Here is a 19,566-nt window from a genome sequence, read left to right as displayed (position 1 = left end):
GGAATTACCGCGCGGGCTATCGTCCCGCGGGGGAGAGGCCCAGCTGACGGCCGAGCAACCCGCGGGGCTTGCCGCCGAGGGTGCCGGCGATCTTGTCGAGGACCTGGGCGGCCGCGGTCTCGGGGTCGGCCGCGACGAGCGGCTGGCCGAGGTCACCGCCGGCGCGAAGGCGCTCGTCGAGCGGGATCTCGCCCAGGAGCGGAATGTTGTACCCGAGCCGCGCGGACAGCGTCTCGGCGACGCGGGTACCGCCGCCGGAGCCGAAGATCTCGATCCGGTGCTCAGGACCGCAGTGCGGGCAGGGCAGGTACGACATGTTCTCGACCACGCCGGCGACCCGCTGGTGGACCATCTGCGCCATCGTCCCGGCGCGCTCGGCGACCTCCGCGGCAGCTTCCTGCGGCGTCGTCACCACGATGACCTCGGCGCTGGTCAGCCGCTGACCGACCGAGATCGCGATGTCACCGGTGCCGGGCGGGAGGTCCAGGAGCAGTACGTCGAGATCGCCCCAGTACACGTCCGCCAGCATCTGCACGAGCGCCCGGTCCAGGATCGGACCGCGCCACGCGACCACCTGATCGCGCTTCGGCTTCAGCATGCCGATCGAGATCACCTTCACGCCGTGTGCGGGCACCGGCATGATCATGTCGTCCACCGCGGTCGGCCGCTCGTCCGCGACGCCGAGCATCGCCGGCACCGAGTGCCCGTAGATGTCCGCATCCAGTACGCCGACCGACAGGCCCTGCCGTGCCATCGCGACCGCCAGGTTGACCGTCACCGACGACTTGCCGACGCCGCCCTTGCCGGACGCGATCGCGAACACCTTCGTCAGCGAGTCGGGCCGCGAGAACGGGATCTCCTTCTCGGCCACGCCACCGCGCAGTTGCGTCTGCAGAGCCGCCCGCTGCTCGGCCGACATCACGCCCAGGTCGATCTCGACCCCGGCGACGCCGTCGAGTTTGCTGACCGCGGCGGTGATGTCGCGGCGCAGCGTGTCCTTCATCGGACAGCCGGCGACGGTCAGCAGAATGCGTACGGCGACCACGCCGTCCTCACGGACGACGACGGACTCGACCATGCCCAGGTCCGTGATCGGTTTCTTGATCTCCGGATCCAGCACGCCACCGAGCGCCGCGGTCACCTGATCAGCAGTGGGAGCCATGCCCCAAGGCTACGTGCTCACCCACAACCGACCGACCACGGTCCATGTGACCTACCTCCGGCAAGGCAACCCTTACTTCACAGGCCCGGGGCGCCGTAGATCGGGAACCAGCGGGAGAGGTCCGGCTCGAAGTTGAGGTCGGCGCCGATGACGGACTTGATCTGGAGTTCGGTGGCGTTGTCGCGGCGGTCGGTGCCGGCCGGGACGAACGGGTACCAGGTGCCGCGCTTGTAGAGGTACACCAGGCCGACCGACTGTGTCCCGTTGCTGAACGCGACCAACGTGCACAGCAACGAAGAGCCGAAGCCTGCGTCCACAAGTGACGAGTTGACGGCGTGCAGGTCGGTGACCAGGGTCTCCAGGTCGTCCGGAGCCGTCTGCCGGACCAGCCAGGTGAAGCCGTACGAGTCCGTCGTACTGGTGAACTTGCCGTTGTCGAGCGCGAGCAGCTTGTCGACCTCCTCGCGCAGCGTGGAGAACCCGCCGCCTTCGGCTGCCTTGAAGCAGACCGAGCCGCTGCCGGTCGGACGGTAGCCGGCCGCGGTCTCCAAGGTGATCGCGGCCGACGGAACGGAGAACAGCTGGTCGAGGTTCGGCGGGACGGCTTTGCTCCGGCCGAGCAAGATATCGAGAAGACCCATGTGCCTAAGCTTGCTCGCCCAGCTCGCGGGACAGCACACCGAGGCGGTCGAGGCGCTTCTCGAGCGACGGGTGGGTCGAGAACAGCGACGACAGGCTGGCGCCGGCCTTGCCGGAGATCGCCGGGGCGAAGAAGAACGCGTTGAACGCCTCCGCCTGGCGCAGGTCGCGCGACGGTATCCGCGCGATGTCCCCGCTGATCTTCGTCAACGCCGACGCGAGTGCGGACGGTCTGCCGGTCAGCATCGCGCCGGCACGGTCGGCCGCCAGTTCGCGGTACCGCGAGAGCGCGCGGGTCAGCAGGAACGAGATCGCGTACACGGCGATCGATACCGCGATGATCGTCAGCACGATGACGGCGGTGTTCTGGTCGCGGTTGCGGCCCAGTCCGCCGTACAGCCCGAAGCGGGTGATCAGGCCGGCCAGTACGCCGAGGAACGACGCGATCGTCATCACGGCGACGTCGCGGTGTGCGACGTGGGAGAGCTCGTGGGACAGCACGCCCTCGAGCTCGTCCTGGTCCAGGCGGCGCATGATGCCGGTGGTCACACAGACCACCGCGTTCTTCGGGTTGCGGCCGGTCGCGAACGCGTTCGGCAGGTCGACGTCGGCGATCGCGACCCGCGGCTTCGGCATGTCGGCCAGCGCGCACAGCCGGTCGATCGTGCCGTGCAGCTCCGGAGCCTGCTCCGGCGTGACGATCCGTCCGTGCATCGCGTACAACGCGATCTTGTCGGAGAACCAGTACTGCACGAACAGCGCACCGCCCGCGATGACGACCGCCAGCACGGCGCTCTTCGTCAGCGCGATCAGCAGTGCGACGAAACCGACGTACAGCAGACCGAGCAGGAAACTGGTGATCAGCATCCGGCTGGAAAGCCCTCGGTCAGGCGCAAATCGAGTCTTCATCCCACGTCCTTTTCCTCACCTGATAGTGAGGGTAGCTCGGGCTCAAACCCGGTCGTCCTCGCGGCTCTTCAGGTCCAGGTCGGCGAGCAGCGAGCGCAGCTCGGAGCGGAGGAAGTCGCGGGTGGCGACCTCGCCGACGGCCATCCGCAGCGAGGCCATCTCGCGGGCCAGGAACTCCATGTCCGCACGGGTCCGGGCGTCGACGTCGCGGTCGCGCTCGTACTGCACCCGGTCGCGGGCCTCCTGCCGGTTCTGCGCGAGCAGGATCAGCGGAGCGGCGTACGACGCCTGCAGGCTGAGCGCCAGCGTGAGGAAGATGAACGGGTACTGGTCGAAGCGCAGGCTCTCCGGCGCGAAGATGTTCCAGCCGACCCAGAACAGGATCGTCGCGGTCATGTAGACCAGGAACTGCCCGGTGCCGAGGAAGCGCGCGATCCGCTCGGACAGCCGCCCGAACGCGTCCGCGTCGTACGCCGAGCGCAGTGCGATCGTCCGGCGCAGCTCGCGCGGGATGTCCAGCCGGTTGGTACTGCGCATCAGCCGGCGTTCCTCGGCCGCGCTGCTGCTGCCACGCTGGCGACGATCGTCGGTCTTGCGGTCGTCACGAGGCATCGTGGTCCCCCTCCTGGGCCGGGTGCTCCGTGTGGTCGTGTTCCCGCCAGTCGTCCGGCAGCAGGTGATCCAGTACGTCGTCAACGGTCACCGCACCGAGCAGTCTGCCGTCCTCGTCGAGCACCGGCGCCGCGACCAGGTTGTACGTCGCCAGGTACTTGCTGACCGTCTGCAGACTGTCGTCGGGCCGCAGCCCGTCCAGGTCCGTGTCCAGTACGGCGGACACCAGCTCGGACGGTCGCTCGCGCAACAGCCGCTGGATATGGCCGATCCCGATGAAGCGTCCGGTCGGAGTCTCCAGCGGCGGACGGCAGACGTAGATCATCGCGGCCAGTGCCGGACTGAGATCGGCGTTGCGTACCTGGGCCAGCGCATCGGCCACCGTGGCGTCCACCGGCAGGATGACCGGCTCGGACGTCATCAGACCGCCGGCAGTGTGCTCCTCGTACGTCAGCAGCCGCCGTACGTCCTCTGCCTCTTCCGGCTCCATCAGCGTCAGCAGGCGCTCGGCGGTGTCCGTCGGCAGCTCGGCGATCAGGTCGGCCGCGTCGTCCGGGGACATCTCCTCCAGTACGTCGGCGGCCCGCTCGGTGTCCAGGCCGGCGAGGATCTCGACCTGGATGTCCTCCGGCAGCTCCTCGAGCACATCGGCCAGTCGCTCGTCGTCCAGCGCGACTGCTATCTCCTTGCGGCGCTTGGGCGACAGATCATGCAGGACGCCGGCCAGGTCCGCGGCACGCATCGACTCGAACGCGGCCAGGATGTGTGTAGCGCCCTGACCCTCCTCGTCCTGGGTGAACCCGGTCACGTCGCTCCAGTCGAGCACATGCGTCTGTCCGCGCCGCCGGAACCGTCTCGAGCCCTCCCGGACCGCCACCTTGGTCAGCACCCAATCCCTGGTCCGCCACTGCTCCATCGCCATGTCGAACACCACTGCGGACGTACCCGTGTCCGTGATCGTGACAGTGCGGTCCAGCAGCTCGCCCAGCACGAGTACTTCGGTCGGGCGCTGCTCGAAACGCCGCATGTTGAGCAGACCGGTCGTGACCACATGGCCGACGTCGACAGAGGTGACCCGGGTCATCGGCAGGAAGATGCGGCGCCGGGTGAACACCTCGACGACCAGGCCGAGCACCCGGGGCGGCTGGTTGCCCTGGCGCATCATGGCGACCACGTCGCGGACCTTGCCGACCTGGTCCCCGTTCGGGTCGTACACCGGCAATCCCGCCAACCGGGCGACGTACACGCGCGACGGTGATCCGGTCATGTCCGAAGGCTAACCCGCGGAGCCGGAGTCTCAGCTGAGGACGCTTCGTAGACTTCTTACCTCGGGCGACGGCGAAGTGGGGACTGACATGCAGGGATCGACCGGGCTCGGAGCCGAGAACGAGGCCGCGTACCTGGACCTGATCCGGTGGGGCGCTGCGTCACTGACGGATCTGGCTGCGCGGCTCGGCCGGCCGGTGGAGGAGGTGCAGCGCGCGATCGACGTACTGCAGGCCGAAGGTTTCGTGCACCGTACGCCGGCGCCGGGCGAGCTGATCGTCCCTGTGCCGCCGGAGCTTGCCGTGGAGCAGCTCGTCCAGCGACAGGAGGAGGAGTTCGAGCGGATCCGTAAGGCGGCGTACCGGCTGGCTGCCGAGGCGACCAGGCAGGGCGGCGCGCGGCGGACCGAGGAGCTCATCGAGATCGTCACCGGGGAGACAGCCGTCGGTATGGCGTTCGACCGTGTGCAGCGGACGGCTCGGGTCGAGATGCGTGAGCTGGTTGCACCGCCGTACGTCGCGTCGGCCGAGGTGAACAGCACGCAGCTGGCGCGGCAGGGCGCTGGTGTGGCGTATCGGGTGGTCTACGACAGCTCAGCGCTCGGTGATGCCGTACTCGCGGCCAGTGCGGTCAGTCACGTCCGGGCGGGGGAGCAGGCACGCATCGCGGACCTCCTGCCGACCAAGCTCGCCGTAGCGGACCGGGAGCTCGCGTTGCTTCCGTTGGACTGGGCTACGCCGGCGCAGGACGCGGCGCTGCTCGTCCACCCGTGCAGTCTGCTCGACGCGCTCGTCGCACTGTTCGAGACCGTGTGGCATCGGGCCAGCCCGCTCTCGGTGACCGAGTCGAACAGTCTGGAGGCCGAGGAGGCGATGTCCGCCGAGGACCGGCACCTGCTGTCGCTACTGGTCGCTGGACTGACCGACGACGCGGCCGGTGCGAGGCTCGGGATCAGTCGCCGTACCGTGGCGCGCCGCGTGCAGCAGCTGATGGAGCAGACGCACTCCCGCTCGCGCCTGCAGCTCGGCTGGCACGCACGGGACCGCGGTTGGCTGTAGTCAGCTCAGCTTGGGACGACGCCGGATCGCGCGGTGCAGGGTGATGGGCGCCTTGCCTCGCGTGGTCGCACCGGTCGGGATCGGGGCCTCGGCGCGTGGAGTGGCGTCGTACCGTCCCGGTGTCTCGGTGATCTCGCCGGTCGGCTCCAGGACGAGGATGTCGGCCTCGGTCTGCCACCGGTCGAGCTGCGTGTCCAGTCCGGCCGCGTTGAGGCGCTCGGTCCGCAGTACCTGGGCTGCTGCCGTCCACTCGTCGGTCCCGGGCTCCAGCCGCCGTACCGTCGCCGTCCAGCTGGCCAGCCTGTTGGTTGCCGGTTTGGCCGGTACGACGACCTGTGCCGCGCCCGCCGTGGCGAGTCCGGGGAGCGGCTGCTCGGCGCTGTCGCGGGCGTCAGCGAGTACGACGTACTGCCCGTCCACGGTCGCGAACCATGCCGGGGCCGGGCGTCCGCCGTTCCAGGACAGCCAGACGAGGCCGGCCTTCTTCATCACGCCGGCGATCTCCGTCACAGCGTCGTCGATCTCCACGGGCCAAGAGTGTCACAGTGAGCGATGTCACCGGGCAGGTCGCGTGCGTTTCGCCGTACGCTGCCGGTGACCGGTGGGTAACCGAGTGGAGGTCACATGTCGGAACAGGTTTTGCGCAGTCGGCGGTCTTGTCTGGCCACCCCGGGGTCGAACCCGCGGTTCCTGGCCAAGGCGAAGGGGCTGGACGCCGACCAGGTGTTCCTGGACCTCGAGGACTCGGTCGCGCCGATCGCGAAGGCCGACGCCCGGAAGAACATCGTCGCCGCGCTGAACGAGGGCGGCTGGGGTACGAAGCTCCGCGTCGTCCGGGTGAACGACTGGACCACCGAGTGGACGTACGCCGACGTGATCGAGGTCGTCGCCGGCGCCGGCGCGAACCTGGACTGCATCATGCTGCCGAAGGTGCAGACCGCCGAGCAGGTGGTCGCACTCGACCTGCTCCTCACCCAGCTGGAGAAAGTCCACGGGTACGAGCCGGGCCGGATCGGCATCGAGGCGCAGATCGAGAACGCCCTCGGCCTGACCAATGTGAACGCGATCGCGCAGGCCTCGCCGCGGGTCGAGACGATCATCTTCGGACCGGCCGATTTCATGGCGTCGATCAACATGAAGTCGTTGGTGGTCGGCGAGCAGCCGCCCGGGTACGACGTCGGCGACGCATACCACTACATCCTGATGCAGATCCTGATGGCCGCGCGGGCGCACGGGAAGCAGGCGATCGACGGCCCGTACCTGCAGATCAAGGACATCGACGGCTTCCGTCGCGTGGCGGGCCGCTCGGCCGCGCTCGGCTTCGACGGCAAGTGGGTCCTGCACCCCGACCAGATCGCCGCCGCGAACGAGGTCTACTCGCCCCGCCAGGACGACTACGACCACGCCGAGAACATCCTCGACGCCTACGACCACTACACCTCGGCGGCCGGCGGCGGCCGCGGTGCGGTCATGCTCGGTGACGAGATGATCGACGAGGCGTCCCGAAAGATGGCGCTGGTCATCTCCGCCAAGGGCCGCGCCGCCGGCCTGACACGCACCGACATCTGGCAACCGCCGGCCGACTAAGGCCCGACCTGGGCCATGATCGCCAGCAGGTGACCGTCCGGGTCGGGGAAGAACGCCATCCATTCCTCGACGCCGTCGTCGTGCTTGTGAATCAGGTGCGGGGCCTGCTCGAACTCCACTCCGCGGGCGCGGAGTTCGTCGTACGCCGTCTGGATGTCGTCGACGCGGAAGTACAGGATCGAAGGCTCGGCCGGCTCGTCGGTGGCGCTCAGGAACAGCCGCGTGCCGCCGCAGTCGAAGAAGGCGAGATCGCCGAACGTGTAGAGGTGCGGGAGGCCCAGCACCTTCCCGTAGAAGTCGACCGCGGTCGCGATGTCGCTGACCGGGCGGGCGATCTGTCCGATGTCACCTAGCTCCATGGCCTGGGCTCCTTGTCCTCGTAGCGCGCTGTCCGCGGGCACGCCGCGCCAGGTGCGAAGCTCGGCCCGGCGGTCCAGGCCGAGCTTCAGCAAGGCGTTCGCGACGTGGAACTTGACCGCGTCGACGCTGACTCCGCGGCGTTGTGCGATCTCGCGGTTCGACAGGCCGTGCCGCACCAGGTGCACCACCCGCCACTCGGCAGGTGTCAGTACGTCGGGATGTCTCGGTCGTCCGCGGGTGCCCACGTCGCCACGGTAAGGCCGGGAGGTGGGGAATTACCCTCCCCTCAGAAGCTCCAGACCTTGTAGATGCGGATCGGCTTCACCGGCGGGCCGTCCTGGTCGGGGTCGGCGATGCCGGCGGCGACCATCCGGTCGAAGGTGGACATACCGGCGATGACGTGGCCGAGGACGGTGTAGTTCGGCGCGATGTTCGCGAACGAGTGGACGACGAAGAACTCGCTGCCGTTGGTGCCCGGACCCTGGTTGCCATAGGCAACGGTGCCGCGCGGGTAGGTCTCCTTGCCGGTCACCTCGTCAGGGAACTTGTACCCCGGTCCGCCCTCTTCCTGGCGGTAGATGTCGCCGCACTGCAGTACGCCGAGCCGGGCCGAGTTCGTCAGCCGGAAGCACTGCGTCGAGTCGTAGAACCGGCTCTGCACCAGGTGGACGAAGTTGTGCACGCCACACGGTGCGTTGGCGCGGTCCATCCGGACGACGAACGGGCCGTAGTTCGTCAGGAAGAACACGTCGACCGTGCCCTTCGCCCGCGCGGTCGCGGACGGGATCCGCACCGGCTTGGCGGCCGGATTCTCGGGCGTCGGCGTGAACTCGCATTTGACGACGGGTTTCGGGCGGTGCGCCGGGGCGGCGGACGCAGTACCGGTGGTCAGCGTCGCGGCGACGAGGGCGGCCGCGATCAGGGCGGGAATCGATCGCTTCATGCGACACACCGTAGTACTCCGATCGCAGTCTGCAGAGGTTCCGGAAGGCTTTCTGAAGGATTCCACCGCGGACTCGATCCTCGGCTGCATCCCGCCTAAGGTGTTGCGGTCCACTGCGGAAGGTGTGGTTTGTGAACGGCGAGGTACTGGCAGGTCGGTACCGGTTGATGTCCCTGCTCGGCAGGGGCGGTGCAGGTGAGGTGTGGCAGGCCGAGGACATCGTCCTCGCCCGGCAGGTAGCGGTCAAACTCCTCCGGAGTCTCGACGGCGACCCCATGGACGCGGTCCAGCGGTTCCAGGCGGAGGCGCAGGCCGCAGCCCGGCTGACCCATCCGAACGTCGTCGCGACGTACGACGTCGGCGCTGCCGGCGACCGTGTCTTCCTGGTGATGGAGCTCGTCCAGGGCCCCGACCTCCAGAAGCTCATGCGTACTGCGGGCCTCCCGGCGGCCGAGCTGGTCACGGACATCGCCATCCAGGGCGCCCGCGCGCTGGATGCGGCCCACGAGGCCGGGATCGTCCACCGCGACGTGAAGCCCGGCAACCTGCTGCTGGCCCCTGACGGCACGCTCAAGATGACGGACTTCGGCATCGCCAAGCGGGCCGGCAACGAGACGACCGGACTGGGCGTTCTGCTCGGTACGGCGTCGTACGTGTCGCCGGAGCAGGTCCGCGGCGAACCGGCCACACCCGCGAGCGACTGGTACTCGTTCGGCTGCGTGCTGCACGAGCTCCTGACCGGTACGCCGCCTTTCACGGGTCCGACTGTCGACGTGGTGATGCGGCAGCACCTCGACGTACCGCCGCCGCCGATCACGCGTAGCGACGTACCGCCGGAGCTGTCGAACCTCGTCACGCATCTGCTGGCGAAGAACCCGGCAGACCGCCCGTCGTCGTCCGCTGACGTGGCCGCACTCCTCACACCGGCCAGCCAGACCCAGGTGCTGGCTTTCACCCCACCTGCCGCCGCTGCAGAGGTCCTTGGCGTCGGGAAGTGGGAAGAGGACGACGCGGAGACCAGCAGTGGGCACCGGGCGCCGCGACGTGCGCTCCCGCTGGCCAAGATCGGTGTGGCGGCTGCTGTTGTCGTAGCCGGCGTGGTGGGCGCTCTGCTGCTCCGGTCCGGTGTGACGACTGATCCGCCGGCACAGGCTGGTGGTACGCCGTCTGCGCCGGTGGTGAAGGCGACCAGCGCTCCCAAGGCGACACCGAAGCCGACGCCCTCGAAGACTCCGTCGAAGAAGCCCACGCCCAAGCCGACTCCGACCAAGGAGACCCAGCAGAACCCGCAGGCTGCCCTGGTGCAGAACCTGAGGACGCTGGCCGCACAGGTCCGCGCGACGCAGCAGGGCAGCCGCAGCAAGGCGCCACGCGACGCGGCGCAGCAGTTGGACCGGGCTGCCGAAGCGCTCGACCACGGCGACCTGGGCTCGGCGGCGCGGAACTTCTACGCCGCCCGGCAACGTCTGTTCGAGGCACAGCAGCACCACCGCTGGCAGGCGACGCCGCAGATCGCCGCGCTGTTCCAGACGGTCGGCCAGGCACTGCCGCGCCAGGACCACAACAACAACGACGAGTGAGCCACGCGACCTCCGTCAGGTGGTCGGTGTCACAGCGGGTGTCACCCTCGTACCGGGATGCTGAAAACCGCGATACTCGCGGGTAAGCCGACCGAAGGAGCCGAGGATGAGCAGGCTGCAGCAGACCGACGGGCTGACCGACATCCAGGAGGAGATCCTGAAGACGGTGCGCGCGTTCGTCGAGGCGGAGATCCTCCCGGTCGCCACCGAGCTCGAGCACCGCGACGAGTACCCGACCGAGATCGTCGAGGGTCTCAAGGAGCTCGGCCTGTTCGGGCTGATGATCCCCGAGGAGTACGGCGGCCTGGGCGAATCGCTGCTGACCTACGCGCTGTGCGTCGAGGAGATCGCCCGCGGCTGGATGAGCGTCTCCGGCATCATCAACACGCATTTCATCGTCGCGTACATGCTGCTCCAGCACGGCACCGACGAGCAGAAGCAGAAGTACCTGCCCCGGATGGCGACCGGTGAGGTCCGCGGCGCGTTCTCGATGTCCGAGCCGGGCTGCGGTTCCGACGTCGCCGCGATCAAGACCAAGGCCGTCAAGGACGGCGAGAGCTACGTCGTCAACGGCCAGAAGATGTGGCTGACCAACGGCGGCTCGTCGAACCTGGTCGCCGTCCTCGTGAAGACCGACGAGGGGGAGGATTCGGTCTACAAGAACATGACCACGTTCCTGGTCGAGAAGGAGCCCGGGTTCGGTGAGGTCGACAAGGGCCTCACGATTCCCGGCAAGATCGAGAAGATGGGCTACAAGGGCGTCGACACCACCGAGCTGGTCTTCGACGGCTACCGGATCGACGGCGCCCAGATCCTCGGCGGCGTACCGGGCAAGGGTTTCTACCAGATGATGGACGGCGTCGAGGTCGGCCGGGTGAACGTCGCGGCGCGCGGGTGCGGTGTCGCGCGACGGGCGTTCGAGCTGGGCATCTCGTACGCGCAGCAGCGGGAGACGTTCGGCAAGAAGATCGCCGAGCACCAGGCCGTGCTGTTCCGGCTGGCCGACATGGCGGTCAAGGTCGAGGCGGCGCACGAGCTGATGGTGAAGGCGGCCCGGAAGAAGGACAGCGGCTCCCGCAACGACTTCGAGGCCGGCGTGGCGAAGTACCTGGCCAGTGAGTACTGCTCTCAGGTGGTGGAGGACTCGTTCCGCATCCACGGCGGGTACGGGTTCTCCAAGGAGTACGAGATCGAGCGCCTCTACCGCGAGGCGCCGATGCTCCTGATCGGCGAAGGTACGGCCGACATCCAGCGCATGATCATCGGCCGTCGCCTGCTCGAGGACTACAAGCTCTGACGAACCGGCCGGCACGCTGGGTCGACAGGCGGGGCGGTGCCGGTCGGCCCAGCGTGTGGCGGGGCAGGGGAGTGGGGGGCTAGACGGGTGCCTGCGCCGGCGGACGGGTGTGGCCGGAGCCGTAGCCGGACAGCAGCCAGATGCCCAGCTGGGTGATTTCGTGGCGCACCGACGCACCGGCCCGGCGGGTGGTGATCAGGCCGGCCTCCCGCAGTACCGTCGCCTGGTGGCTGGCGGCGGCCGGGGAGATGTTGCAGCGTTTCGCCAGCTCCGTCGTCGTACAGCCGCTGACGGTCGCCTCCAGCGCGGCCGCGCGGGTCGAGCCGAGCAGTGAGCTCAGCGGATCACTCGAGAGCGCAGGTTCCGCCGACGCCTGCCGCAGGATCCCCGGCGCGTGCTGGATCGGGTACACCAGGATCGGTTTGAGGTCCGGGTCCCGCAGCTTCGTCGGTACCTGCCAGCAGAACGCCGACGGCTGCAACTCGATTCCCCTGCCATCGAGATACAGATCGCGGTCGTTCATGTCCAGCACCTGCAGGACCGGTGCCACCCACCGGACCCGCGGATGCAGCGACGACAGCAGCCGGTCCACCCCGTGACGGGCCAACGCCTCCCCACGATGGGCGTGGTCCGCGGACACATGCGTGCCGATCGACTTCCAGTACGGCGCGATCGCCGCGTCGTGGTACGTCCGGATGGCCCGGCCGAGCTTGTGCATCGACGTCCGGCCGCCCTGCGCCAGCTCCCGCGTCCACGGCGACGCCGGACGGTACGTCGCGAGCAGGTCGAGCTGGCTGCGGAGCTGCTGCCGCGGTGTGGCCAGCGTCTGCTCCAGCGCGGAGTCGAAGTCCGGTGCGGACTCCGCCGGCGTCAGGAAATCGGGGGAGTAACCCTTCGAGGGTGTCAGCTCCAGCAGCAGCCGCATCTGGTCCGGCGCGACCCTGGCCCGTACCTGACGGCGCCAGTCCTCGAAGATCAGCCGGCCGTCCGAGTGCTGCAGCATGTGCAGGCTGAGCAGCACCTCCCACAGCGGCGCCGGCTTGGTCGCGACGGTGACGCGGGCAAGGTCCCGTGGCGTGAAGTGGATTCGAAGCACAGCTGGTCCCTCCCCTTGGTCGCAGAACGTGCTCGATTCCTGACCGAACGCGACGGCAGAATTCAATCAAGGCAGCGGATCGGTCCACAACCGTTTGAACATTCCAATCCGCAAGGACTCCCGGCCATGGCAAAAGGTTGCCAAGTCGTGTTTCAGACGGTAGAGAACACCCGGGTCACAGCCAGTGGTTCCGCTTGAACAACCGGTAAAGGACGAAACACGCGGACGCCATCACGCCGAGTACGACGAAGTACGCGTACTTGAGCCGCAGTTCGGGCATGTAGTCGAAGTTCATGCCGTAGATACCGGCGATCATCGTCGGCACCGCGAGGATGGCCACCCAGGCCGAGATCCGCCGCATGTCCTCGTTCTCGGCCACCTGCACCTGGGCCAGCCCGGCCTGCAGGATCGAGCTGAGCAGCTCGTCGAACGAGATCACCTGCTCCTTCACTCGTTGCAGGTGGTCGTCGACGTCGCGGAAGTAGTTCCTGGTCTCGTCGGCGATCAGCGGGTTCCGCAGGGTCGACAGTGCGCGCATCGGCCCGGTCAGCGGCGCCACGGCCCGCTTCAGCTCCAGCACCTCGCGCTTCAGCTGGTAGACCTTGTCGATGTTCCGCCAGCCACGCGGTGTGAACATGCCGGTCTCGATCGAGTCGATGTCGGCCTGTACGGCGTCCGCGACCTCCAGGTACCGGTCTACGACGTGGTCGGCGATCGCATGCAGTACTGCGCCCGGACCGGTGGCCAGCCTCTTCGGCTCCTTCTCCAGTTCCTGGCGCAGCCCGGTCAGCTCACTGTGTTCACCGTGCCGGACCGTGACGACGAATCCGGGTCCGCAGAAGACCATGACCTCACCGGTCGCCACCACCTCGCTCGTGGCGGTCAGGTCCCGGTGCGGGACGTACGTGACCGTTTTGAAGACCGCGAACAGGGTGTCGGCGTACCGCTCGAGTTTGGGTCGCTGGTGTGCCTCGGAGGCGTCCTCGAGCGCCAGCGGGTGCAGTCCGAACTCGTGGCCGATGATGGCGAGCTGGTGGTCGGTCGGCTCGAACAGGCCGATCCAGACGAACCCCTGACCGCGCCGTGCCCTGGCCAGCGCGTCGGTGTACGAATTGACCCGCTGGTCGCGCACGCCGTCCCGGTAGAGGCCCCAGTCGATCAGAGCGCCCTCGAGCTTGCCGGTGACCACGTCGTCCGGCGGACGGCCGTCAGCACCGCCGCGGCGGGCGAAGAACCCTCCAACTCGGCGTGTCGCGCCCATGTCCCACCGTCGCCCGGCCATCACGGCGAGGCTATCAAGACGCGGTAACCAGCTGTCGGCAATGATGGGGGTGGACGCACGTGGAGAGGAACGACGATGACCACGCAGGGCATGCCCTCGATGGACCCCAGACCGACCGGCCTGACGATCGGGACGTACGACACCTACCGGGAGGCGCAGCGAGCTGTCGACTATCTCTCGGACGAGAAGTTCCCGGTGGAGCACACGACCATCGTCGGCAACAACCTGCGCCAGGTCGAGAAGATCACCGGCCGGCTCACCTGGGGCCGCGCGCTGACCGCGGGTCTGGCCAGCGGCGCGTGGTTCGGTCTGTTCGTCGGTCTGCTGCTGGGGCTGTTCACCACGGGCAACTGGCTCGCGGCGCTGCTCACCGGTGTGGTGCTCGGTGCGTTCTTCGGTCTGGTGTTCGGTGGTCTGAGCTACGCGCAGTCCGCCGGCCGGCGTGACTTCACCTCGCGGACCGCGGTGGTGGCGACGACGTACGACGTACTGTGCGACTTCAAGTTCGCTGAAGAGGCGCGGAATCACCTGGCCAAGCTGGCGCTCAAGGGCGAGGTCCACCCGCGGATGCCGGATCACACGGTGCAGCAGCCCACCCAGGACTGAGCACGACTGGTCGGGTGATGTATCTCTCGCGCCGGTGAGAGCCAGACCACGGTCCGGATGCGCCTGGACCCGGCAGCATGGGGAATCCAGGACCGAGGAGGAACCGCGATGCAGTTCGGGCGCAGCTACGAGGAGTTCGAGGTCGGTGCCGTCTACAAGCACTGGCCAGGCAAGACGGTGACGGAGTACGACGACCACCTGTTCTGCCTGCTGACGATGAACCATCATCCGCTGCATCTGGACGCGCACTACGCCGAAGAGACCACCCAGTTCGGCAAGAACGTTGTGGTGGGCAACTATATCTACTCGATCCTGCTCGGCATGTCGGTCCCCGACGTGAGCGGCAAGGCGATCGCGAACCTGGAGATCGAGTCACTCCGCCACGTCGCGCCGACGTTCCACGGCGACACCATCTACGGCGAGACCGTGGTCCTGGACAAGTGGGAGTCGAAGTCGAAGGACGACCGCGGCATAGTCCACGTAGAAACCAAGGGCTACAAACAGGACGGCACCGTCGTCTGCCTCTTCCGCCGCAAGGTCATGGTCCCGAAGAACAGCTACCTGGAAGCCAGAGGCGGAGAGCAGCCAGGCCGTCCGACCCCCACGTCCTAGCACCTCGCCCGGCCGGCTCCGCCGGCCGGGCGAGGTGGAAAAGCAGCCTGCGGCGCTGGATTCTGAGGCCTCGCGCCTGTACATCACCCGCCCGCCGGCCGGCGTAGCCGGCTGGCGGGCGGGTTGTTCGTCAGCTTAGGAACAGTTCGATGACCGGGACCTCGACGTTCGGCCTCTGAATCGGCAGCTTGAGGGTGAGGGTGTCGGGGGAGACGCCGCCCATGCGGGTGTTCTGGGCGGTTTGGTTCGGGTCGTTGGGGACGCGCTTGATCTCGGAGGCGTCGTTCAGGAGTTGGGCGTACTTGACCTTCCCGCCGAGGCCGGGGAGGTGGACGTGGCCCATCGGCCAGGAGAACAGATGCAGGTAGAGACGGTCGCCCTTCTGCGTGTAGCGAGCGTCGGTCGGCGGCGTGTACTTCGACGGCCGCGCCCCGCGGATGGAGCGCTCGTGCAGCCGCATCCACTCACCGATCGACGCCAGCGTCGCCAGCGCCCGCGGGTCGAACTCGCCGCGCCCGGTCGGACCGACGTTGAGCAGCAGGTTGCCGTCCTTGGAGACCGAGTCGACCAGCATCTTCACCAGCGTCTCCGGTGACTTCCAGTCGAGGTTGTCCCGGTCGTACCCCCAGCTGCCGTTCAGCGTCTGGCACGCCTCCCACAGCACGGGTACGCCGTCGCGCTCCATCGGACCGTCCGGCTGGTACTGCTCCGGCGTCACGAAGTCACCGGGGATGTCCAGCCGGTCGTTGATCAGGATGTCCGGCTGCAACTCCCGGACCATCGCCATCAGCTCGACCGACCGCCACTCGTCCTTGCCCTTGCCGTTGCCCGGCCCGGGCAGCCCGTCCTCGCGGTTCCGGTTCGGGTACGAGAAGTCGAACCACATGATGTCGATCGGCCCGTAGTTCGTCAGCAGCTCACGGGTCTGCGCGTGCAGGTAGTCGGCGTACACCTGGACGTCGCGTCCGGCTGCCTTCGCCTGCGCCTCCTCGTCGTACCGCTGTGGGTGGACGACGTCGATCGGGAACTCCGGGTGGTGCCAGTCGATCAGCGAGTGGTAGAACCCGACCCCGAGCCCCTCGGCCCGGCAGGCCTCGACGAACTGGCGGACGAGATCCTTGTCCTTGCCCCACGCCGTGTGCGCGACCGTGTAGTCGGACACCTCCGAGTCCCACAGGCAGAAGCCCTCGTGGTGCTTGGTCGTGAGTACGGCGTACTTCATGCCGGCCCCACGGGCCGCGCGGGCCCACTTGACCGGGTCGTACAGGTCGGGCTCGAAGTGGTCGAAGTACGGCTGGTAGTCCTCGTCGGTGAGCCGTTCGCGGTTCTTCACCCACTCGTGCCGGGCCGGCAGCGAGTACAGGCCCCAGTGGACGAACAGGCCGAACCGCCAGTCGCGGAACTTCTCGACAGAATGCGCGGGAGGCGCGTCGGTCATACAACTCTCCTTAGGATTAGCGGCCGCCCAGACCGGTCACGAGCAGGCCGCGGACAAGGTGCTTCTGCAGCAGGACCACAAGAAGAACGGTCGGGATCATCGCCATGATCGAGGCCGCCATCATCAGGTTCCATTGGGTGCCCTGCTGGCCGACGAACTGCGCCAGGCCGAGCGGCACGGTGCCCTTGTCCTCGACGCTGTTGATGATGATCAACGGCCAGAGGAAGCTGCCCCAGAAACTGATGAACGTGAAGACGGTGAGTACGGCGATGGCCGGCCGCGCCAGCGGCAGCATGATCCGCAGGAACGACCGGAACGGGCCACAGCCGTCCACCCGGGCCGCTTCCTCGAGCTCGGCCGGCACGGTCAGGAAGAACTGTCTCAGCAGGAACGTGCCGAACGCGGTGAAGGCCCACGGCAGGATCAGCGCCCAGTAGCTGTCCACCCAGCCGAGCGACTGCATCAGCCAGTACATCGGCACGATCAGCACTTCCTGCGGCACCATCAGCGTGCCCAGGAACAGCACGAACAGTTGCTCACGGCCCCTGAATTTCAACCGCGCGAAGGCGTACGCCGACATGCTCGAGGCGACGACCACCACCAGGGTGCCCGCGACCGCGACGAACAGGCTGTTCAGGAAGTACCGGTCGAACGGGGCGAACGTGAAGGCGTCCGCGTAGTTCTTCCAGCGGATCTCGGAGCCGAACAGGTGCGGCGTCGGGGTGAACACCTCGTCGGCAGGCTTCAGCGACGTCGAAACGGCGTACACCAACGGAGCGAGGAAGACGATCGCCACGACGACCAGCAGGGTGTGCGAGACACCGCTGCGGACCTTGCGGGCGGTGCTGTTGGTCTCAGACGTCATAGTTCACCCACCGCTTCTGCCCGACGAACTGGATCGCGGTGATGCCCATGATGATCACGAACAGCACCCAGCCGGCCGCGGACGCCAGTCCCATCTGGAGGAACTGCCAGCCCTGGTTGTAGACGTACATGACGATGGTCTGGGTCGCCACGCCCGGACCGCCCTGGGTCAGGATGAACGGTTGCGCGAACACCTGGAACGAGGTGATCAGCGTCAGGGTGGTGGCGAAGAACATCGACGGGGTGATCATCGGCCAGGTGATGTAGCGGAACCGCTGCAGCGGCCCGGCACCGTCGATCTGCGCGGACTCCAGCTGCGACTGCGGCACCTGGTCGATCGCGGCCGAGAAGACCAGGAAGTTGTACCCGAACCCCTGCCAGATCGACATCGCCACGATCGCCGGCATCGCCCAGTTCGACGAGCCGAGGAAGTTCGGCGCGTCGATGCCGAACCAGCTCTGCAGGCCGCCGTCGATCAGCCCACCGGGCTGGAACAACAGCCGCCAGACCATCACGTTGGCGACCATCGGCGTCATCACCGGGATGAAGAACAGCACCCGGAACACCTGGCGGCCCCTGATCTGCGGGCCGAGCCAGACCGCGAGCCCGAGCGAGACGACGACGTTCAGCGGGACGTACAGCACCACGAACAGCACGGTGTTGAGCACCACCCGGCGGAACACCGGGTCGTGCAACAGGTGCGAGTAGTTGTCGAAGCCGAGGAACGAGCGATCGCCGAACACCGGCCAGTCGAACAGGCTGATGCCCAGGGCCATCGCGGTCGGGAACAACGTGAACAGGGCCAGCCCGACCAGGCTCGGAGCCAGGAAGACCGACGCGTACCGACCGTCCCGGCGCAACGCGGGCCGGCGCCCCGCCCGGACGGCACCCGAAGGTGCGCCCGGGGGAGCGACGGTTGTCGTGTCGGTTGCCATTACGACCCAGCGCCTGCCTGGTCCTGGATGGTCTTCAGCGCCTGGTCGGGCGGGATCTCGCCGTTCAGCGCCTGCGTCCCGAACCGGTTGAGCAGGTCGGCGACCTGGACCCAGTTCTTCGAGGTGACCAGCGGGATCGAGTTCTCGGAGGCGTAGTCGATGGTCTCCTTCGCGCCGTCGATACCGGCGGCGGTGAACCAGGCCGGGTGCGCCACGGTACGGGCCGGGTACGCGCGGCCGGCCTGCGCCAGTACGGTCAGCGGCTTCTCACTCGTCATCGACATGATCGCCTGGAAGGCCGCGTCGGGCGTCTTGCAGGACCGGGAGATACCGAAGCCTGAACCGGCGGTGTAGGTCTTCGATCCGTCCGCACCGGCCGGGATCGGCGCGATACCGAGGTCGAACTTGACCTTGCCCTTGGTGTCGATCAGCGACCACGGACCGTTCAGCTGCATCGCCGCCTTGCCGCCGGTGAACTGCTGGGTCTCGAAGTCCGGGTTACCGCCCGGCACCTGCGGGGCGATCTTGTCGGTCTTGACGAAGTCGGCGTACTGCGAGAAGCCCTGCTCGAACTTCGAGTCGGTCAGGTTGAGCTTGCCGTCGGACAGCGGCTCCGCGCCGGTCATCGTCCGTACCCAGGACATCGTGCCGAGGTCGCCGGGGGTCGTCACCAGGCCGGTCTTGCCGGCGGCCGTCAGCTTCTTCGCGGCAGCCTTGAACTCGTCCATCGTCCAGCCCGGCTTCGGGTCCGGTACGCCGGCTGCCTTGAACATGTCCTTGTTGTAGAAGATCACCATCGGGCCGGAGTCGTACGGGATCGCGATCTGCTTCCCGTCCGCCTTCAGGCCGTCCATGATCGGCTTGTCGAAGTCCTCGGTCTTCAGGCCGTATTTCTTCATCAGGTCGTCCAGCGGCAGCATCGCGCTGGCGTACGACGCCATCCGCAGGCTCTGCATGCCGATGATGCACGGTGCCTTGCCGCCGGCCAGCGTGGTCCCGATCTTCGACCAGTAGCTGTCCCAGGGAGCCCCTTGGAGCTTGACGGTGATCCCGGCGTGATCGGTGTGGGCCTGGTCGGCGACCTTCTGCCAGGCGGCCTGGTCCTCGCTGCCGGCAATCCAGAACGACCAGGTCAGGTCTGCCTTGTCGGCCGATCCCGAACTACTACCGCTACTGCCGTTGTTGCCCCCGCAGGCGGCCACGGCGGTCAGGGCCAGAACCGACAGAGCGGCGGTGACCCAGCGGCGTGTCCGCGCCGGTGATGCTTTCATCGCTGACCTCCAGGGGATGTGCTAGTCATCCGATCTATAGTCGGAAGCA

The 19,566-nt window shown here is 67.7% G+C and carries 20 protein-coding genes; 6 read left to right on the top strand and 14 right to left on the bottom strand.

From position 1 onward, the window contains the following. Positions 1 to 16: 16 nt before the first annotated feature. From FDA38_RS33955 to FDA38_RS33935, 5 genes are all read right to left on the bottom strand, one after another. A complete protein-coding gene (locus FDA38_RS33955; protein ID WP_137258264.1) occupies positions 17 to 1,162 on the bottom strand; it encodes an Mrp/NBP35 family ATP-binding protein in 1,146 nt (381 codons plus the stop codon). Between the two features lie 77 nt (positions 1,163 to 1,239). After that, positions 1,240 to 1,803 carry a PspA-associated protein PspAB gene (gene pspAB / locus FDA38_RS33950; protein WP_137258263.1) on the bottom strand — a complete coding sequence of 188 codons (564 nt, stop codon included), beginning with the start codon at positions 1,801 to 1,803 and terminating at the stop codon, positions 1,240 to 1,242. A 4-nt stretch (positions 1,804 to 1,807) separates the two neighbouring features. Then, positions 1,808 to 2,710: a zinc metalloprotease HtpX gene (htpX, locus tag FDA38_RS33945; protein WP_137258262.1), complete on the bottom strand. Its 903-nt coding sequence runs from the start codon at positions 2,708 to 2,710 to the stop codon at positions 1,808 to 1,810. 42 nt (positions 2,711 to 2,752) lie between these two features. After that, a complete protein-coding gene (locus FDA38_RS33940) occupies positions 2,753 to 3,322 on the bottom strand; it encodes a DUF1003 domain-containing protein (protein WP_137258261.1) in 570 nt (189 codons plus the stop codon). Beyond that, positions 3,312 to 4,589, bottom strand: coding sequence for a magnesium transporter MgtE N-terminal domain-containing protein (locus FDA38_RS33935; protein WP_137258260.1), 1,278 nt, complete (start codon positions 4,587 to 4,589; stop codon positions 3,312 to 3,314). The genes FDA38_RS33940 and FDA38_RS33935 overlap by 11 nt, the downstream gene beginning before the upstream one ends. Before the next feature lie 88 nt (positions 4,590 to 4,677). On the opposite strand from FDA38_RS33935, the gene FDA38_RS33930 reads away from it, so the two are divergent. Beyond that, positions 4,678 to 5,646, top strand: a complete 969-nt coding sequence (locus FDA38_RS33930; protein WP_137258259.1) for a helix-turn-helix domain-containing protein — start codon at positions 4,678 to 4,680, stop codon at positions 5,644 to 5,646. Here the strand turns inward: FDA38_RS33930 and FDA38_RS33925 are convergent, their stop codons facing one another. Beyond that, positions 5,647 to 6,174, bottom strand: coding sequence for a hypothetical protein (locus FDA38_RS33925; protein ID WP_137258258.1), 528 nt, complete (start codon positions 6,172 to 6,174; stop codon positions 5,647 to 5,649). 96 nt (positions 6,175 to 6,270) lie between these two features. Between FDA38_RS33925 and FDA38_RS33920 the strand changes: the two genes are divergently transcribed. After that, positions 6,271 to 7,233 carry an HpcH/HpaI aldolase/citrate lyase family protein gene (locus FDA38_RS33920; protein ID WP_137258257.1) on the top strand — a complete coding sequence of 321 codons (963 nt, stop codon included), beginning with the start codon at positions 6,271 to 6,273 and terminating at the stop codon, positions 7,231 to 7,233. Here the strand turns inward: FDA38_RS33920 and FDA38_RS33915 are convergent. Further along, complete coding sequence (locus tag FDA38_RS33915; RefSeq protein WP_137258256.1) at positions 7,230 to 7,838, bottom strand: VOC family protein; 609 nt, start codon at positions 7,836 to 7,838, stop codon at positions 7,230 to 7,232. The genes FDA38_RS33920 and FDA38_RS33915 overlap by 4 nt on opposite strands. Positions 7,839 to 7,879: 41 nt before the next feature. Then, entirely contained in the window at positions 7,880 to 8,536 is a 657-nt protein-coding gene (locus tag FDA38_RS33910) for a peptidylprolyl isomerase (protein WP_137258255.1), read from the bottom strand. 131 nt (positions 8,537 to 8,667) lie between these two features. Between FDA38_RS33910 and FDA38_RS33905 the strand changes: the two genes are divergently transcribed. Beyond that, positions 8,668 to 10,116, top strand: a complete 1,449-nt coding sequence (locus FDA38_RS33905; protein WP_233715091.1) for a serine/threonine-protein kinase — start codon at positions 8,668 to 8,670, stop codon at positions 10,114 to 10,116. A gap of 106 nt (positions 10,117 to 10,222) precedes the next feature. Further along, entirely contained in the window at positions 10,223 to 11,413 is a 1,191-nt protein-coding gene (locus tag FDA38_RS33900) for an acyl-CoA dehydrogenase family protein (protein ID WP_137258254.1), read from the top strand. A gap of 79 nt (positions 11,414 to 11,492) precedes the next feature. Here the strand turns inward: FDA38_RS33900 and FDA38_RS33895 are convergent, their stop codons facing one another. After that, complete coding sequence (locus FDA38_RS33895) at positions 11,493 to 12,509, bottom strand: ArsR/SmtB family transcription factor (protein ID WP_137258253.1); 1,017 nt, start codon at positions 12,507 to 12,509, stop codon at positions 11,493 to 11,495. 175 nt (positions 12,510 to 12,684) lie between these two features. Beyond that, positions 12,685 to 13,791, bottom strand: a complete 1,107-nt coding sequence (locus tag FDA38_RS33890) for a magnesium and cobalt transport protein CorA (protein WP_233715090.1) — start codon at positions 13,789 to 13,791, stop codon at positions 12,685 to 12,687. 75 nt (positions 13,792 to 13,866) lie between these two features. On the opposite strand from FDA38_RS33890, the gene FDA38_RS33885 reads away from it, so the two are divergent. Together FDA38_RS33885 and FDA38_RS33880 are read left to right on the top strand one after the other, a co-directional pair. Continuing rightward, a complete protein-coding gene (locus tag FDA38_RS33885; RefSeq protein ID WP_137258252.1) occupies positions 13,867 to 14,397 on the top strand; it encodes a general stress protein in 531 nt (176 codons plus the stop codon). A gap of 57 nt (positions 14,398 to 14,454) precedes the next feature. Then, on the top strand, positions 14,455 to 15,009 hold the full coding sequence (locus tag FDA38_RS33880; protein ID WP_325053128.1) for a MaoC family dehydratase: 555 nt from the start codon (positions 14,455 to 14,457) through the stop codon (positions 15,007 to 15,009). Between the two features lie 130 nt (positions 15,010 to 15,139). On the opposite strand, the gene FDA38_RS33875 is transcribed toward FDA38_RS33880, so the two are convergent. From FDA38_RS33875 to FDA38_RS33860, 4 genes are read right to left on the bottom strand one after another with little or no spacing between them, the layout of a single operon-like run. Beyond that, entirely contained in the window at positions 15,140 to 16,447 is a 1,308-nt protein-coding gene (locus FDA38_RS33875) for an alpha-L-fucosidase (RefSeq protein WP_137258250.1), read from the bottom strand. A gap of 16 nt (positions 16,448 to 16,463) precedes the next feature. Further along, positions 16,464 to 17,312 (bottom strand): carbohydrate ABC transporter permease, encoded by an 849-nt coding sequence (locus FDA38_RS33870; RefSeq protein ID WP_137258249.1) that lies wholly within the window; start codon positions 17,310 to 17,312, stop codon positions 16,464 to 16,466. Beyond that, complete coding sequence (locus FDA38_RS33865; protein ID WP_137258248.1) at positions 17,302 to 18,246, bottom strand: carbohydrate ABC transporter permease; 945 nt, start codon at positions 18,244 to 18,246, stop codon at positions 17,302 to 17,304. Before FDA38_RS33865 ends, FDA38_RS33870 begins: the two co-directional genes overlap by 11 nt. Further along, positions 18,246 to 19,517 (bottom strand): ABC transporter substrate-binding protein, encoded by a 1,272-nt coding sequence (locus FDA38_RS33860; RefSeq protein WP_137258247.1) that lies wholly within the window; start codon positions 19,515 to 19,517, stop codon positions 18,246 to 18,248. The genes FDA38_RS33865 and FDA38_RS33860 overlap by 1 nt, the downstream gene beginning before the upstream one ends. Positions 19,518 to 19,566: the final 49 nt, after the last annotated feature.

Source organism: Kribbella jiaozuonensis (assembly GCF_005233875.1).
Lineage (GTDB): Bacteria > Actinomycetota > Actinomycetes > Propionibacteriales > Kribbellaceae > Kribbella > Kribbella jiaozuonensis.
This window is presented reverse-complemented; position numbering and strand designations above follow the sequence as displayed.